This window comes from Catenuloplanes sp. NPDC051500 (genome assembly GCF_044454585.1).
Classification (GTDB): Bacteria; Actinomycetota; Actinomycetes; order Mycobacteriales; family Micromonosporaceae; genus Catenuloplanes.
On record NZ_JBITDX010000001.1, the window covers coordinates 550,799 to 566,640 of the forward strand.

17 protein-coding genes are annotated in these 15,842 nt (G+C 69.7%); 6 read left to right on the top strand and 11 right to left on the bottom strand.

The window, feature by feature from the left end; all coding sequences use genetic code 11:
* Positions 1 to 14: 14 nt before the first annotated feature.
* Positions 15 to 302, top strand: a complete 288-nt coding sequence (locus ACIA8K_RS02265) for an Lrp/AsnC family transcriptional regulator (protein ID WP_396054007.1) — start codon at positions 15 to 17, stop codon at positions 300 to 302.
* Between the two features lie 27 nt (positions 303 to 329).
* Here the strand turns inward: ACIA8K_RS02265 and ACIA8K_RS02270 are convergent, their stop codons facing one another.
* The 8 genes from ACIA8K_RS02270 to ACIA8K_RS02305 form a co-directional block, all read right to left on the bottom strand.
* Entirely contained in the window at positions 330 to 941 is a 612-nt protein-coding gene (locus ACIA8K_RS02270; RefSeq protein WP_396054010.1) for a response regulator, read from the bottom strand.
* Positions 938 to 2,023, bottom strand: a complete 1,086-nt coding sequence (locus tag ACIA8K_RS02275; RefSeq protein ID WP_396054012.1) for a sensor histidine kinase — start codon at positions 2,021 to 2,023, stop codon at positions 938 to 940. Before ACIA8K_RS02275 ends, ACIA8K_RS02270 begins: the two co-directional genes overlap by 4 nt.
* A gap of 17 nt (positions 2,024 to 2,040) precedes the next feature.
* Positions 2,041 to 2,823 carry an ABC transporter permease gene (locus tag ACIA8K_RS02280; protein ID WP_396054014.1) on the bottom strand — a complete coding sequence of 261 codons (783 nt, stop codon included), beginning with the start codon at positions 2,821 to 2,823 and terminating at the stop codon, positions 2,041 to 2,043.
* Entirely contained in the window at positions 2,820 to 3,761 is a 942-nt protein-coding gene (locus tag ACIA8K_RS02285) for an ABC transporter ATP-binding protein (RefSeq protein ID WP_396054016.1), read from the bottom strand. Before ACIA8K_RS02285 ends, ACIA8K_RS02280 begins: the two co-directional genes overlap by 4 nt.
* A gap of 160 nt (positions 3,762 to 3,921) precedes the next feature.
* Positions 3,922 to 5,538, bottom strand: a complete 1,617-nt coding sequence (locus tag ACIA8K_RS02290) for a cytochrome bc complex cytochrome b subunit (RefSeq protein WP_396054018.1) — start codon at positions 5,536 to 5,538, stop codon at positions 3,922 to 3,924.
* On the bottom strand, positions 5,535 to 6,617 hold the full coding sequence (locus ACIA8K_RS02295; RefSeq protein ID WP_396054020.1) for a ubiquinol-cytochrome c reductase iron-sulfur subunit: 1,083 nt from the start codon (positions 6,615 to 6,617) through the stop codon (positions 5,535 to 5,537). The genes ACIA8K_RS02290 and ACIA8K_RS02295 overlap by 4 nt, the downstream gene beginning before the upstream one ends.
* Positions 6,614 to 7,483 carry a c-type cytochrome gene (locus ACIA8K_RS02300; RefSeq protein ID WP_396054022.1) on the bottom strand — a complete coding sequence of 290 codons (870 nt, stop codon included), beginning with the start codon at positions 7,481 to 7,483 and terminating at the stop codon, positions 6,614 to 6,616. The genes ACIA8K_RS02295 and ACIA8K_RS02300 overlap by 4 nt, the downstream gene beginning before the upstream one ends.
* An 81-nt stretch (positions 7,484 to 7,564) precedes the next feature.
* Positions 7,565 to 8,161, bottom strand: coding sequence for a heme-copper oxidase subunit III (locus ACIA8K_RS02305; RefSeq protein WP_396054024.1), 597 nt, complete (start codon positions 8,159 to 8,161; stop codon positions 7,565 to 7,567).
* Positions 8,162 to 8,280: 119 nt separating this feature from the next.
* On the opposite strand from ACIA8K_RS02305, the gene ACIA8K_RS02310 reads away from it, so the two are divergent.
* From ACIA8K_RS02310 to ACIA8K_RS02325, 4 genes are all read left to right on the top strand, one after another.
* On the top strand, positions 8,281 to 9,270 hold the full coding sequence (locus ACIA8K_RS02310; RefSeq protein WP_396054026.1) for a cytochrome c oxidase assembly protein: 990 nt from the start codon (positions 8,281 to 8,283) through the stop codon (positions 9,268 to 9,270).
* 108 nt (positions 9,271 to 9,378) lie between these two features.
* Positions 9,379 to 9,807 carry a hypothetical protein gene (locus tag ACIA8K_RS02315; protein WP_396054028.1) on the top strand — a complete coding sequence of 143 codons (429 nt, stop codon included), beginning with the start codon at positions 9,379 to 9,381 and terminating at the stop codon, positions 9,805 to 9,807.
* Positions 9,808 to 9,848: 41 nt separating this feature from the next.
* A complete protein-coding gene (gene trpD / locus ACIA8K_RS02320) occupies positions 9,849 to 10,898 on the top strand; it encodes an anthranilate phosphoribosyltransferase (protein ID WP_396054030.1) in 1,050 nt (349 codons plus the stop codon).
* A gap of 392 nt (positions 10,899 to 11,290) precedes the next feature.
* Positions 11,291 to 11,497 carry a hypothetical protein gene (locus ACIA8K_RS02325; protein WP_396054032.1) on the top strand — a complete coding sequence of 69 codons (207 nt, stop codon included), beginning with the start codon at positions 11,291 to 11,293 and terminating at the stop codon, positions 11,495 to 11,497.
* A gap of 58 nt (positions 11,498 to 11,555) precedes the next feature.
* On the opposite strand, the gene ACIA8K_RS02330 is transcribed toward ACIA8K_RS02325, so the two are convergent.
* Positions 11,556 to 11,987 (bottom strand): cytochrome c oxidase subunit 4, encoded by a 432-nt coding sequence (locus ACIA8K_RS02330; RefSeq protein ID WP_396054034.1) that lies wholly within the window; start codon positions 11,985 to 11,987, stop codon positions 11,556 to 11,558.
* Positions 11,988 to 11,995: 8 nt separating this feature from the next.
* Entirely contained in the window at positions 11,996 to 12,946 is a 951-nt protein-coding gene (coxB, locus tag ACIA8K_RS02335) for a cytochrome c oxidase subunit II (RefSeq protein WP_396054492.1), read from the bottom strand.
* A gap of 256 nt (positions 12,947 to 13,202) precedes the next feature.
* Between coxB and ACIA8K_RS02340 the strand changes: the two genes are divergently transcribed.
* Complete coding sequence (locus ACIA8K_RS02340; protein ID WP_396054036.1) at positions 13,203 to 14,354, top strand: cysteine desulfurase family protein; 1,152 nt, start codon at positions 13,203 to 13,205, stop codon at positions 14,352 to 14,354.
* 119 nt (positions 14,355 to 14,473) lie between these two features.
* On the opposite strand, the gene ACIA8K_RS02345 is transcribed toward ACIA8K_RS02340, so the two are convergent.
* A complete protein-coding gene (locus ACIA8K_RS02345) occupies positions 14,474 to 15,736 on the bottom strand; it encodes a PQQ-binding-like beta-propeller repeat protein (RefSeq protein WP_396054038.1) in 1,263 nt (420 codons plus the stop codon).
* Between the last annotated feature and the right edge of the window lie 106 nt (positions 15,737 to 15,842).

Below are 15,842 nucleotides of genomic sequence, written 5' to 3' on the forward strand. Positions count from 1 at the left end.
AAGGGAGCTGTCCGGTGATCACCGCGATCGTCCTCATCGACTGTGCCACCGACTCGATCCCGGAGGTGGCCGAGACGCTGGCCGCGCTGCCCGGGGTGAGTGAGGTGTATTCGACCGCGGGCCATGTTGATCTGATCGCGATCGTCCGCGTGCGTCAGTTCGAGCAGATCGCCGAGGTCATCGCCGGGAGCATCTCGAAGGTGGACGGGGTGCTGAACACGGAGTCGCACATCGCGTTCCGTGCCTATTCGCAGCATGACCTCGAGGAGACGTTCGCGATCGGCCTGCCCGACGGCGACTGAGACCCGGCCTTCCCCACCCGGGCCGGGTCAGGTGAGCAGCCAGCCGTTCTCGACGGCCAGGCGTACCGCCTCGGCGCGGGTGCGGGCCCCGGTCTTGCCGATCGCCGCCGACAGGTGGTTGCGGACGGTGCCCTCGGACAGGTGCAGCTCGCCGGCGATGTCGGCGACCGTGCCACCGTCCCGGGCGGCACGCAGCACCCCGGTCTCCCGCTCGGTAAGCGGCGAGTCGCCCTGCGCCAGCGACTGCGCGGCCAGCGCCGGGTCGACCACCCGCAGGCCCCCGTGCACCCGGCGGACCGCGTCGGCGAGCTGGCGGGCCGGGGTGTCCTTGACAACGAAACCGGCCGCGCCGGCCGCCATCGCCTGGCGCAGATAGCCGGCCCGGCCGAATGTGGTCACCATCAGCACCCGCACCGAGGGCAGCGCCTGGCGCAGCGCGCGGGCGGCGGTGACCCCGTCGCATCCTGGCATCTCGATGTCAAGCAGGGCCACGTCCGGGACGGTGTCCAGCGCGGCGGCGACCACCTCGTCGCCGCGGCCGACCTCGGCGACGACTGTCAGGTCGGACTCCAGGTCGAGCAGGGCGGCCATCGCGCCACGCACCAGAGCCTGGTCGTCGGCGAGCAGCAGTTTGATCATGTCGGTACCTCCACGTACACCCGGAATCCGGGTTTGTCGCCGGTCGGGCCGGTGGTCAGCCGGGCGCCGTGGGCCTCGGCACGCCGCCGCAACCCGGCCAGACCCTGACCGCCGGTGGTGGCGCACGGGCCCACACCGTCGTCGATGATCTCCACACTGGCCGGGGCGAGTCGCACCCGCACGTGCCGGGCCCCGCTGTGCCGCACCACGTTTGTGACGGCCTCGCGGATCGTCCAGGCGAACAGCTCCCGATTGCGGGTGGGTACCTCGTCGGCGGCCCCGGGCAGCTCCGCCTCGACGTCCGCGGCGGCCAAGGCCTCACGGGCGGCGGCGATCTCACCGGCCAGGCTGATGCCGCGCACCCCCATCGCGGTCGCCCGCACGTCCGCGAGCGCGTCCCGGGCCAGCGCCTCCAGATCGGCCAGCTCCTTGCGGGCCCGCGCGATGTCGACGTCGAGCAGCCGCTGCGCCAGCTCCGCCTTCACTGTCACCACGGTAAGCGAGTGCCCGAGGATGTCGTGCAGGTCGGCGGCGATCCGGGCCCGCTCGTCGGCCACGGCCCGGTCGGCCAACTCGTGGTGGGCGGCGACCAGCCGCCGCCCGCGTTCCTCTGCCACCCGCATGCCATACGTGGCGATCGAGCCCAGCAGCACCGCAAGGCCGTAACCCCCGTCGGCCCAGCCGTGCACCACCCGGGGCAGGACCTCCGCGACGGCGAACAGGGCGAGCGCGAGCGGCGTGGCCTGGCCCAGCGGCAGGCTCACCATCGCCAGCGCGGCGATGAACACCAGACAGGTAAGCGCGGCGTCGCCGGCGCCCGGCACCTGCAACCCACACAGCAGGAGCAGCAGGACGAGCGCCGGCCAGGTGTACCGGGCCGAGCCCCCGTTGCGGCGGAGGTGCCGGATCCTCGACATCAGGAAGAGGAAGCAGACGGCGAACGCGGCGACCGACGTCAGGCCGATGACCCGCCAGTACGGATCCGGCTGGGCCCGCAGCACGTCGACGGTGCCACCGAGGTAGAACAGCCACATGGCGGCGAACACCCAGCCGAAGCGGGGTGGGCCGCCCGTCGCCGTCATACCCGGAACCGTACGGCTCATACGCGCGCGGTGTCCCGCCGGAATCGCCACATCGCACCGGCGGCGAACAGCGCGGTCCAGACGGTCACGTTGAGCACCGCAAGCCACAGGTCGCCCTCGTGGGTCAGCGGATAGCGGGCGATCTCGCCGACGCCGTACACGGGTGTGAACTTCGCGATCGTGGCGAACGTGGTGCCGAACTGGTCCAGCGGCACGAACAGCCCACCGGCGAAGGACAGCACGCCGAGCACCGGGCCGAGGATCTGCATGATGTTCTCGCTTGGCAGCAGGTAGCCCATGAACAGGCCGAACGCGGCGAACACAAGCGCGCACCCCCAGGCCAGCAGGCCGCAGGCCACCCACGCGTACCAGGGCATTTCCGCCCCGGAGAACGCGCCGACCGTGAACGCGACGGCCACCGACACCGCGCCGATCATCATGGCCAGGACAAGCTTCACGGCGATGTAGGCGAGCGGGCGCAGCGGGGTGAGGCGCAGCTGGCGGCTCCACCCGGCGGCCCGTTCGATCGACACCATCGCGCCGCCCGACGTGGTGGCGAGCATCGCCCCGTACACGGCCATGCTGACCATGATGTAGGCGGTGACGTTGCCGTCGCCGAGCCGTTCGGCGCGGTAATCGCCACCCTTGCCGAACAGCAGGAACAGCACCGCCGGCATGAGGAGTGTGAACACGATCGTGCGGCGGTTGCGTAGCATCCTGCGCAGCTCAAGCCCGATCATGCCCAGGTTGAACCCGCCGAGCGTCGGCAGCGAGCGCGGGTGCGTGGTGGTGGCGGTCATCGGGCGTCCTCCTCGTCGGCGGTGAGTGCTAGGAACGCGTCCTCAAGGTTGCGGCTGGTGATTTCCAGATCCCGGGCGGCGGTACGGGTGAGCAGGTGCCGGGCGATCCCGTCGGTGTCGTTTCCGTGCAGGAACACGGTGTCGCCGCGCACCTCGGCACGGTCGACCCCGGGGATCGCGGCGAGGTCGGGCTCGGCCGCGCCCGGAAGCGTCGCGCGCACCGTGCGCCCGGAGGCCAGCGCCTTGACCTCGGCGGCGGTGCCGTCCGCCACGATGCGCCCGCGCCGCACGAACACCACCCGGTCGGCGTACGCGTCCGCCTCCTCCAGGTAGTGGGTGGCGAAGATGACCGTGCGGCCCCGCCGGGCGTCGGCGCGGATCGCCGTCCAGAAGTCGTGGCGGCCGGCCACGTCCATCCCCGTGGTGGGCTCGTCGAGGATCAGCAGCTCCGGGTCGGGCAGCAGCGCCATCGCGAACCGCAGCCGCTGCTGCTGGCCGCCGGAGCACTTGCCGACGAGGCGCTTGGCGATGTCGGTCAGGCCGGCCCGTTCGAGCGCCTCGCCGACCGCGGAACGCGGCTTGCCGAACAGCACCGCGGTCAGCCGCACCGTCTCCTCGACCGTGTAGTCCTTGAGCAGCCCGCCGGTCTGCATGACCGCGGAGACCAGCCCGAGCGCGACCGCGTGCTGCGGGGCCTGCCCGTACACCTCGACTGTGCCCTCGTCCGGTCGCTGCAGCCCGAGCAGCATGTCCACTGTGGTGGTCTTACCGGCGCCGTTGGGGCCCAGCAGCGCGACCACCTCGCCGGCCCGGATCCGCAGCGACACGCCGTCGACAGCGGTCACCGTGCCGTAGCGTCTGACCACGCCGTTCAGATCGACCGCGGTCACCCCGGTGGCGGCCCCGGGAGCGGTCTCGGTAACTGTGGTTAGCGTCATGGATGTCATCCTGCGCCCGTGCCCGTCTGCACCCCGCTGCCGCACGTCACGCGCGCGACATGACATCCGTCAGGGGTCCGGCGGTTGGCTCCGTCCGTCACGAACGAAACAGCCCGCCGATCTCACGAGGAGATCGGCGGGCTGTGACGACGAGGACGGATCAGCGGCTGCTGCCGACCTCTTCGCGCTTCGAGGCCGGGTCGACCGGCGGGTGGCCCGGCGACACCGGAGCCTCGATGGGCTTCTCGATCGGGAAGAAGAAGCCCTTGATGGCCGGGGCCAGGGCACCGATGCGGTTCATCTTCTTCGGGACGACCCAGCCGGTGTAGTCCAGCTGCGTGTGGCCGTGCTCGTCGGGGGCCGCCAGCGGCTGGTGGATCTCGACGAAGCGGCCGTCCGGGAGGCGGCGGATGATGCCGGTCTCGACGCCGTGGGCGAGCACCTCGCGGTCGTGCTGCTGGAGACCGAGGCAGATGCGGTAGGTGACCCAGTAGGCGATCGGCGGGACGATGAGAAGGCCGATGCGGCCCGCCCAGGTCATCGCGTTGAGGCTGATGTGGAACTTGTCGGCGAGGACGTCGTTGCCGCCGGAGATGGTGGCGATGATGAAGAACGAGATCGCCATCATGCCGAGCGCGGTACGCGACGGGTTGTCGCGCGGCCGCTCCAGCAGGTTGTGGATGCTCTTGTCGCCGGTGAGGCGGGCCTCGATCGCGGGGTAGGTCATCGGCAGGATGGCCAGCACGCCGAGCAGGACGCCCGCGGGCCAGAACATCGGCGGGATGACGTAGCCGTCGCCGATCGGGATGTTGATCGCCCACGCCGGCATCAGGCGGACCAGGCCGTCCATGAACATGACGTACCAGTCGGGCTGGGAGGCCGAGGAGACCTCGGACGCCCGGTACGGCCCGAAGAGCCAGATCGGGTTGATCTGGAACGCACCGGCCATGAACGCGATGACACCGAAGACGGCCATGAAGAAGCCGCCCTGCTTCATCGCGTAGCGCGGGAACATGCGCTCGCCGACCACGTTCTCGTTCGTCCGGCCCGGGCCCGGCCACTGGGTGTGCTTCTGGCTGAAGACCAGGCCGAGGTGCGCGGCGATCAGGCCGAGCAGGACGGCCGGGATGATCAGCACGTGGGCGATGAAGAAGCGCGGGATGATCAGCATGCCCGGGAACTCGCCGCCGAAGATCGAGCTGGAGAGCCAGGAGCCGATGACCGGCATGGAGAGCATGATCGCCGAGGCGATGCGCAGGCCGGTGCCGGAGAGGCCGTCGTCAGGGATCGAGTAGCCGGTGAAGCCGGCGAAGAAGCCCATGAAGAACAGCGTCACGCCGATGACCCAGTTGGTCTCACGCGGCTTGCGGAACGCGCCGGTGAAGAACACCCGGAACATGTGGATGACGATGGACGCCATGAACATGAGCGCGGCCCAGTGGTGCATCTGCCGCATGACCAGGCCGCCGCGGACGTCGAACGAGATGTCGAGCGTCGAGGCGTAGGCGGCCGACATCTCGGTGCCCCGCAGCGCCGTGTAGGAGCCGTCGTAGACGACCTCCTTCATCGACGGGTCGAAGAAGAGGGTCAGGAACACGCCGGTCAGCAGCAGGACGACGAACGAGAACAGCGCGATCTCGCCCAGCAGGAAGGACCAGTGGTCAGGGAAAACCTTGTTCAGAAGGCTGCGCAGTGGGGTCGCCACCTGCAGTCGCTCGTCGGCACCGCGCGCCACGTTGCCGGGTACGGCGCCGATGTCAAGCTTCCGGCGTTTCATGGCCGCTCCCAGAAGTCCGGCCCGACGGCCTCCTTGTAGTCGGCCTTCGCCACGAAGAAGCCCTCGCTGTCGACCTCGATCGGCAACATCGCGAGCCTGCGGTGGGCGGGACCGAAAATCGGTCGGGCGTTGTCAATGATAAGGAACTGCGACTGGTGGCAGGGGCACAGTAGCCGATTAGTCTGCTGTTCGTAGAGGCTGGCGGGGCAGCCGGCGTGCGAGCAGATCTTGGAGAAAGCGACATACGGCCCGTAATAGGCGCCCTTGTTGATCTCGTCGGCGTCGGCCGCCTCGGCCGCCTTGGCCGCGTCGTCCGCCCGCAGGTGGATCAGCAGGGTGGGCGAGTCGGCCCACTCGTTGGTGGCGCCGTGCTCGACGCCCGGGAAGACCGTGATCTGGCCGCCCGCGCTGACGTCCTCCGGGCGGACCGGGGAGCCGTCCTCGCGGACCAGGCGGACCAGCTTGCCGTCGTTGTAGTCGGCGTTGAAGCCGGTCTTGAACATCGACTGGCGCTCGTCGCCGTGCGGGTTCTTGATCAGACCGCCGATCAGCGGCGCGGCCGCGACCACCGCCACCGGGGCGAGGCCGAGACCGATCGCGCCCTTCAGCAGCGGGCGGCGCTTGAGGCCGAGCTCGTCGAGCATGTAGAGCGCGGTCTCGCCGGTCAGCTTCTGCTCGTCCGCGTTCGTGCCGACGTGCCGGTCCTGCACCGAGATCTCGTGCGGCAGCAGCTTCTTCGCCCAGGTCAGGATGCCGAAGCCGATGCCGAGCAGCGCGATGCCGAGCGTGATGCCGAGCAGCGGCGTGTAGAACTTGCTCGCCGCGGTGGCGCCGAACTCGTACTCCCAGGGCCAGAAGATGAAGATGCCCAGGAAGGCGAGCGACGCCACACCGGTGAGCAGGAAGAAGCCGGCGATGATCCGCACCATCCGCTTCTCGGCCTTGCTGCCGGGCGGGAACTGCGGCTCGTAGTGCACGATCTCGATGTCGTCCCGGCGCGCACCCTCACGGATGATCTCGAAGCGGGACAGCCTCGGGTCGTTGATGTCCACCTGCTCGGTGGGAGTCTTCGTACTCACGACTTCCCCGCAATCCAGAGGCACGTGAAGACCAGCGCCGTGATGCCGACCAGGAAGATGGCCAGCCCCTCGGTGATCGGTCCGAAGCGGCCGAGGTTGAAGCCGCCCGGGTCGCCGCCGTCCTGCAGCTGGCCGGTGATGTAGGTGATGATGTCGCGCTTCTGGTCCGGCGTCAGCTGGTTGTCGCCGAAGACCGGCATGTTCTGCGGGCCGGAGAGCATGGCCGCGTAGATGTCGCGCTCGCTGACACCTGTCAGCGACGGCGCGTACTTGCCGGAGGAGAGCGCGCCGCCGCCACCGCCGAAGCCGTGGCAGGAGGTGCAGTTGAGCCGGAACAGCTCGCCACCGCGGGACAGCGCCTCAGGATCGGCGTTCATGTCGTGGGTAAGCGGGCCGGACGGGATCTGCGGGCCGCCGCCGAGCTCCTGGATGTACGCCGCGAGCTTCTGCGTGTCCTCCGCGTTGAACAGCGGGGCCTTGCGCTCGGCCTGCGCCTCCTGGCGCGCCATCGGCATGCGGCCGGTCTCGACCTGGAATTCCACCGAGGCGGAACCGACGCCGATCAGGCTCGGGCCGCGTCCCTCGATGCCCTGGGCATTGCGGCCGTGGCAGGTGATGCAGCTGTTGTCGAAGATCTCCTTGCCCTGCTGCGCCGCGGTGGAGAGCGCAACGTCCTCCTGCGCCTGGACGCTTGGCGCAAGGAACGTGTAGACGCCACCGGCCAGCATCAACGCTGCCGCGAGCCGCACTGCGGCCCCTGCGCGGCGCCGGAGCTTGCTCGGCGGCGAGTTGCGCGCACGGCGCCACCGGGCGCGGAGACCGCCGCCGCGGCCCGCACCCCGCTCGGCGGGGGAATGAGAAGTCATGGCAAGGAGTCCTTACGCGGTGGTAGACCGTTCGTGCTCAAGGGACGGGGCGGTGGCCCGGAGTGTGACGCCGAACCTGACTTACTGAAGCCAGTAGATCATCCCGAACAGGGCGATCCAGACGACGTCGACGAAGTGCCAGTAGTAGGACACGACGATCGCGGCGGTGGCCTGCGCCGGGGTGAACCGGCCCATCGTGGTGCGGACCATGAAGATGATGAACGCGATCAGGCCGCCCGTGACGTGCAGGCCGTGGAAGCCCGTGGTCAGGTAGAACATCGACCCGTAGCCGTCACCGTTGATCTTCACGCCCTCGCCGACCAGGGTGATGTACTCGTTCACCTGGCCGAGCACGAAGACCAGACCCATCACGAACGTGATCGTGAACCAGCGCCGCAGGGAGTGAACGTCGCCCCGCTCTGCCGCGAAGACACCCATCTGGCAGGTGATCGACGACAGCACCAGGATCACTGTGAACGTCGTCGCGTACGGGACGTTCAGCTCCGCGGTGTGGTGTTCCCACAGCTCCGGAGCCGCGGCTCGGATGGAGAAGTACATCGCGAACAGAGCCGCGAAGAACATCAGTTCGCTGGAGAGCCACACGATCGTGCCGACGCTGACCATGTTGGGTCGAGTCAGCGAATGGATCCGGCTCTTGTCAATGGCTGCCGCAGTCACGCCGTCATTATTGCCCCATACGTGGGGCGAACATCGCCGGGGTGGCAATCTTGGTGCGTGTCGACCGCCTCACCGGGCCGAACGCCGCGCTCCGCGCCCGGGGGCATAGCCTCGATGACGTGCTGATCGTCGATCGGATTCCCCTCGCGACCTCGGCTTCGTCCGTATCATCGGGTACGGAGCCGCTCACCGGTAGCAAGTTCTTCACCGAGGCCAGCGTGGACAGCTGGCTGGCGGCCGGCCTGGTGGTGGGCGCGGCCCTCTACCTCTACGGGGTGTACCGGCTGCGGCTGCGCGGCGACCACTGGCCGGCGCTGCGGACGTTCTGCTTCCTCGTGCTCGGGTTCGGCTCGGTGGCCGCGGTCACGGTGAGCGGGCTGCACGCCTACGACACCTCGGTGATCTCGGTCCACATGGTGCAGCACATGGTGCTGTCCATGATCGCGCCGATCTTCCTGGCGCTCGGCGCACCTGTGACGCTTGCGCTGCGCCTGCTGCCGAAGACGCCGAAGTCCCTGCTGCTGGCGGTGCTGCACAGCCGGGTGGCGAAGGTGGTGACGCACCCGCTCTACGCCTACGCGCTCTTCGTCATCAACCCGTTCGTGCTCTACTTCAGCGGCCTCTACCGGCTCAGCCTGGAGAACTCGTTCGTCCACGAGCTTGTCCACCTGCACTTCCTGGCGACCGGCTGCCTGTTCTTCTGGCCCCTACTCGGCCTCGACCCGCTGCCCAACCGCTGGCCGTACCCGGGCCGAGCGCTGCTGATGCTTCTCTCCGTGCCGTTCCACACAGTGCTTGGTCTGACGATCATGCAGAGCACCACGCTGCTGGGCGGCGACTGGTACCCGAACCTGGGCCTGACCTGGCTCGACCCGTTCACGGACCAGAAGACGGCGGGCGGCATCCTCTGGGCCGGCGGCGAGATCGTCAGCGTCACCATGCTCGGCGTACTCATCCTCCAGTGGATCCGCCAGCAGGAACGCGAGGCCCGCCGCGTCGACAGGCAGCTGGACCGCGAAGAGGCCGCCGCCCTCACCACCAAAGATCAGGACCACGCCGGGGGTACGGATGAGAGCAGGCGTGCCGGGGCCTCCCCTTCCGGTGGCTGACGGGTAGCATCCGCTCGACGGTTGCGACGCACTTCACAGCGCGCCGCGATCGTTGGCGCGCGCGAACAACCGCCGGATGGACAGCACGGCAGCGGATCGGAGCGGATCATGACCAGTGGCGACAGCAACCCGCAGGCTACCTACACGGTGCTGCTCTACAGCGACGATCCGCTTGTGCGCGACCACATGCGCCTGGCGATCGGCACCCGGCCCGCGCCGGACCTGACCGTCGAGTTCGCGGACGCCTCCAGCTGGGAGGAGTGCCGCCGGCTTGTCGACGACTACGAGATCAGCCTGATGGTGCTCGACGGCGAGGCCTCCCCGGCCGGCGGTCTCGGCATCGCCCGGCAGGTCAAGGACGAGTACACAGCTCCCCCGCCGGTAATCGTCGTGATCGCCCGCGCGGCGGACCGCTGGCTGGCCGCGTTCGCCGAGGTCGACGGCACCCTGGTGCACCCGCTCGACCCGGTGGCCACCGGCCGTACCGTGGCGGCGGTGCTGCGCTCTGGCAAGGCACCGCAGGTCACCACCGCGTAATACCGACATAACACCCACTACAGATCCTCGGGAGGCCCGCCATGGGCGAACGGACCTGGTCGAATCTGCTCACCGCACTGCTGCGAGCCGACGAGCTGTCCACCGAGGACACCTGGTGGGCGATGAACGAGATCGTCACCGGGAACGCCACCCCAGCCCACGTCGCCGGCTTCGCCATCGCACTGCGCGCCAAGGGTGAGACGCCGGCCGAGCTGAGCGGCCTGGTCGACGCGATGCTCGCCAACGCGGTGCCGGTCACCGTGCCGGAGGAGATCCGGACCAGCGCGGTCGACATCGTCGGCACCGGCGGCGACCGCGCCCACACGGTGAACATCTCCACAATGGCCGCGGTCGTGGTGGCCGCGGCCGGCGTACCGGTGATCAAGCACGGCGGCCGTGCCTCCTCGTCCACCTGCGGCGCCGCCGACCTGCTGGAACACTTCGGCATCCCGCTCGACCTCGGCCCGGACGGCGTCACCCGCACGGTGACCGAGGCCGGCATCGGCTTCTGCTTCGCGGGCCGGTTCCACCCCGGCATGCGGTACGTCGGCCCCACCCGGCGCGAACTGGGCGTACCCACCGCGTTCAACTTCCTCGGCCCGCTGACCAACCCGGCCCGCCCCACCGCGGGCGCGGTCGGCTGCTTCGACACCCGGATGGCGCCGGTGATGGCCGGCGTGTTCGCCCGCCGCGGCGACTCCGTGCTTGTCATGCGCGGCGAAGACGGACTCGACGAGTTCAGCACCGCCGCCCCCACCCGGATCTGGGCCGCCTCCGGCGGCACCGTCACCGAACACCTGCTGGACGCTGCCGACCTGGGCATCCCCCGATCCGCACCGGGCGACCTCCGCGGCGGCGACGTGGAGTTCAACGGCGCGGCCGCACGGCGCTTCTTCGCCGGCGAGACCGGACCGGTACGGGACGCCGTGCTGCTCAACGCGGCCGCGGGCTTCGCCGCACACGGTCGCCACCTGGAGGGTGGCCTCCGGGAAGCGCTCAGCGACGGCCTGAAGCGTGCCGCCGAGGCCGTCGACTCCGGCGCCACCGAAACTCTGCTAACCACCTGGGTCAACGCAGCAAGCTCTGCTTAATGGTCGTCGCTGTGCTTATGGTCGTCGCTTCGCTCCTCCGGGCTCGCCGCCACTCCCGGCGATGACAGACGAGCTTCAGACGAAGAGCGTGTCTGAAGATCGTCCGTCATCTCTGGTCGAACGCGTCTCGCGTGGGCGGTCACCCTCCGCGCGGGTTGGGGGGAACTGCAGCAGAAACACGGGGGCGCGCGGCGACGTTTTGGGGCGTCATCGCCCTTGGAGATGGGAGGGGGAACTCACGGGTGGGGGTGGCGTGAGATAACTCGCAGGGGTAGGGCTTTATGTCTGGATTGTGGGGACACGCCGAGGTGGGGTCCCACTTTTTGTCGGTGGTCGGTGGCAGGTTGGAATCACATTCGGGTAATTCCCCACCCTTCCCCGAGGAGGTACCCGTGGAAGAACGAGAGATGCAGTGCGTGATCTGCCAGCGGGAGATGCCGTTCGAGATCCCGCCCTGTGAAGATGATCATGGAGTCGACTGCCCCGAGCTGGTCTGCACCGGCTGTGGCGCGGCGATCGTCCTGCAGCCGATCACGATGCGGGTCTGGCGGCGGACGCCGGGCAACCGGGTCGCGCCGATACAACGGCGCGCCGCCTAGACACAACGCGAACGCCGCCCCCCTGAGGATCGGGGAGGCGGCGTTCGCGTAGGACGTTCTAGAACTCGACGGGGCGCCGGGTACCGGAGTAGTACTCGAAGAGCAGGCCGCAGGCGGACGAGATCACCAGGACCATGCCCAGCGCGATCAGCCACCACATGAAGAAGACCAGGCCGAGCGCCGTGACCGCGCAGGAGAGCGCGAGACCGAACGGCCAGTAGCTGCCGGGGCTGAAGAAGCCGACCTCGCCGGCGCCCTCCGCGATCTCCGCGTCCGCCCGGTCCTCCGGGCGAAGGTCGATGCGCCGGGAGACGAACCAGAAGAAGCCGGCGCACATCGAGCAGAGCAGGCCGGACAGGATCAGCGCGACCGTGCCGACCCACTCCAGCTGGTTGGCGTCCGAGTCGCCCTTGGTCCAGAAGCCGTAGAGCGCGGCGGCGAAGAAGAGGAAGAGGGCGACACCGCCGAACATCCGGTATTCAGCCTTCATGGCTACCCCTACCTTCCCGAGCCGGCGGGCTGCGAGCCGTTGAAGTTGTTGTTGTCGCGCTTGGTCTCGAACGGCTTGGTGGTGACGGCGAACCGGTTGTCACCTGTGAAGCCGATCGCCTCCATCGCCTCCGGCGTCGACTTGCCGGACTCCTTGGCCTGCAGGAACGCCTGGTACTTCTCCGGCGAGACCGAGACCAGTTCGAAGTTCATCATCGAGTGGTACGTGCCGCAGAGCTCGGCGCACCGGCCGACGTACCGGCCCTCGGTGTCGATGGTGACCTCGAAGACGTTGCGGGCGCTGCCCGGCAGCACATCGCGCTTGAACAGCAGCTCCGGCACCCAGAACGAGTGGATGACGTCCCGGCTGGTCTCCTCGAACCGGATCGACTTACCGGTCGGCAGGACCAGCAGCGGGATCTCGTCGGTCGAGCCGACGGTTGAGGCCAGCACCTCGGAGTCCGCGCCCGGCTCGGCCAGGTAGTTGAACTGCCAGTTCCACTTGGACGCCACGACCTCGACTGTCACGTCGGGGTTCTCGGAGAGCCTGTCCACATCGGTCTGCACGATCGCGGTGTAGTAGAACAGCACGCACACCACGAGGACCGGCGTGACCGTGTAGAGCACCTCCATCGGCATGTTGAACCGGGTCTGCGGAGGCAGCTCGTCGCCGCGCTTCCGGTACCGGATGACACACCAGAAGATCAGGCCCCACACGAAGACGCCGACGATGAGCGCCGCGACCACGGAGCCGATCCACAGGTCGTACATCTTCTGGCCCTGCGGCGTGATCCCGCCCTGCGGCCAGCCGAAGCCACCGAAGGCCGAACCGACGTCGCAGCCGCCCAGCAGGGCGACCAGCAGCACGCCCCCGAAGCCGAGCCCGGCGACCCGCCGGTTGCGGGAGGTGGTGTCCCGTCCCGTGTCCGAGGCGCGCACGCCCGAACCCTTTGCGACCACTGCTCCTGCCTCTCCTCCGCGGTACATGTTGCTCATTCGCGCCCCATGCCTTACCGCCGTGTGATACAACCGGCGCGCTGGTCTCTGTCGCGTGAGCCTTCAAAAACCATGGCGGCCGATCTGCGAACCGGACACCGCCGCTGGGACGGCACCGACGACCGCAGATTACTTCACCTGGCCTCGGCGCAAGCCCCAGGGGTCCGCGTGTCCGCCGCTTTGTGATCACGGCGATCATCTGGACGATACCGTTTGGCAGGTGTCCTCAAGCGCGCAACCCGGACCTCAGGCCGCATACCTCGACGCCGCCACCGCCGCCCCGCTGCACCCGCTCGCCAAACAGGCCATGATGGCCGCGATGGCCGAGGGCTGGGCCGACCCCGGCAAGCTCTACACCCAGTCCCGCAAGGCGCGGCACCTGGTGGAGGCCGCCCGCGCCACAATCGCGGAGTGCCTCTCGGTCCGCCGGGAGGAACTGTTCTTCACCACGAGCGGCACGACCGCCGCGCACGCCGCCGTGCTGGGCGGGCTCGCCGGGCGCCGCCGGGCCGGCGACACCTTTGTGCACTCCGCGATCGAGCACTCCGCCGTGCTGCACGCCGCGACGTTCGCGGGTGCACCCACCACGAGCGTCGGCGTGAACCTGAAGGGCCGGCTGGACCTGGCGGCCTGGGAGGCCGCGGTCACCGCGCCGGGCGTGGCACTGGCCGCGCTGATCAGCGCGTCGCACGAGGCCGGGACCGTGCAGCCGGTGTCCGCGGCCGCGGAGATCTGCGCGGAGGCGGGCGTGCCGCTCTACGTGGACGCGGCACAGTCGATCGGGCGGATGGGCGTGCCGCCGGGCTGGTCGCTGCTTACCGCGAGCGCACGCAAGTGGGGTGGGCCGTCCGGCGTGGGCGTGCTTGTGGTCCGCAAGAGCATGCGCTGGGTGTCGCCCTATCCGGAGGACGAGCGCCCCTACGCCCGTACCCCCGGCGCCATTGATCTTCCGGCGATCGTCGGCGCCGCGGCCGCGCTGCGGGCCGTGACCAATGACGCGGCCGCGGAGCGCAAGCGCCAGTCCGCGCTCATCGAGCGGATCAGGACCGAGGTGCCGCGACTGGTGCCGGACGTGGAGGTGGTCGGCGACCCGGTCGAGCGGCTCCCGCACCTGGTCACGTTCTCCTGCCTCTACGTGGACGGCGAGGCGCTGCTGCACGCGCTGGACCGGCGCGGCTTCGCGGTGTCATCCGGCTCGTCGTGCACGTCCTCCACGCTGCGGCCGAGCCACGTCCTGGAGGCGATGGGCGTGCTGTCGCACGGCAACGTGCGCGTGTCGCTGCACCGCGACACCACCTCGGAGGACGTGGACCGGTTTCTCGCGGAGCTGCCGGGCATCGTGGCGGCGCTGCGCGAAGAGGCCGGCATCTAGATCAAGATCTAGATCCTTTTCCCGCTTCCGGCGTGGTCCGGAAGCGTCGCTCCCGCGGGCACCGGTCGCTCGCTGGCGCTCGCGGCCTGCCGGTTCCGCCGTGGCAAGGGCGGGAGCGACTACCCGAACGCCGCGACAGCCCCGCCACCGCTGAACACGAAGGCACGGTTGAGGCCGAGCGCGACAGTGCCGCCGCCGTATTCGCCGAGCGGCAGGCGGCGCAGCTCCCTGCCGTCTGTCGCCCGAAGCGCGAGCAGCTGGCTGACCGGCATGTCGGTGTTGCTGACCAGCCACACGACGCCGTTGCCGGACGTGATCCCGCCGTAGGGACGCGCGCCCTGCGCGGTCCACAGCCGCTTGCCGGTCCGGGCGTCGAACGCCGCCAGCCGGTGGTCGTCCGGGATCTTCGCGTCGTCCCGGCCGGTGTAGAAACGGCCGTCGCCGGCGGCCAGGCCGTGGTAGCGGTGAGCCTTGGGCGCGCACCAGAGCTGCTTGCCGTCAGTCGCGCGGTAGGCGCAGAGCCGGTCGCCGGTCACCGCCACCGCGTGCGCGTCGGCGGCCAGGTCGCTGCCGCCCGGCACCGCGCGCTGCCAGAGCTTCCGGTTGCCGACCGTCAGCACTGTGACAAGCGCGGGTGAGTCGTCGACGACCGGCGCCGGGTCCTGGCCGGGCTCGATGATGTCGTCGCCGTGCAACTCGTCCCGGTCCTGCCAGGTGCGCACCGCGATCCGGCCTCCCGCCGCGGTGGCGATCGGGCTGCCGCCGGTCAGCTTCCGGGTCCAGACCCGGCGGCCGGTGTCCGCGCGGAACGCGTGAAGCACGGTCCGCTCGCAGGTATCGCCCTCGTAGCGGCCGCACTCGTACTCCGACGCGGCAAGCACCAGCCCGCCTGCGGCCAGCACCCAGTCGGCGTGGTTCTCCCCCGGCAGCGTCGCGGTCCAGCGGGTGGCGCCGTCCGGGTGGTAGGCGTGCAGCACGCCGGCGTCCCCGCCCGAGGTGAGCGTGAAGACCGAGTCGCCGTCGGTGACCGGGCTGGCGACCGCGGAGCCGCGCACCGGGAGCGTGAACGTCCGCTGCCGGCCGGTGGTGGCGTCCCGGCGGATCAGCCCGACCTGGTCGGCACCGCCGATGCCCATCGCGCCGTGGTAGATCGACCCGGCGAAGTAGAGCGGGTGGCCGACCGGGAAGTCGCCGGTCATCGACCAGGCGGGCTTCAGCACGGCGGCCTGCGCGACGGTGGGACCGTCCGTGTCCGAGACGGGCGGGACGAGGACCGGCGCGGGGACCGCCGGGTCCAGCGCGGGGTCGACCGGTGCGGCGGAGACCGGGCCCGGGACGAGCACCGCCGCCAGCGCCGCGACCAGCACTGCTTCCTTCTTCATGATCGAGAGCCTTTCGTCTGATTTGCGGCATAAGTATGGTCGCACCGCGCCGGCCGGGCCGGCACATTCGCGTGCACATCTCTTGTGCATAACTTCTGTGCACAGA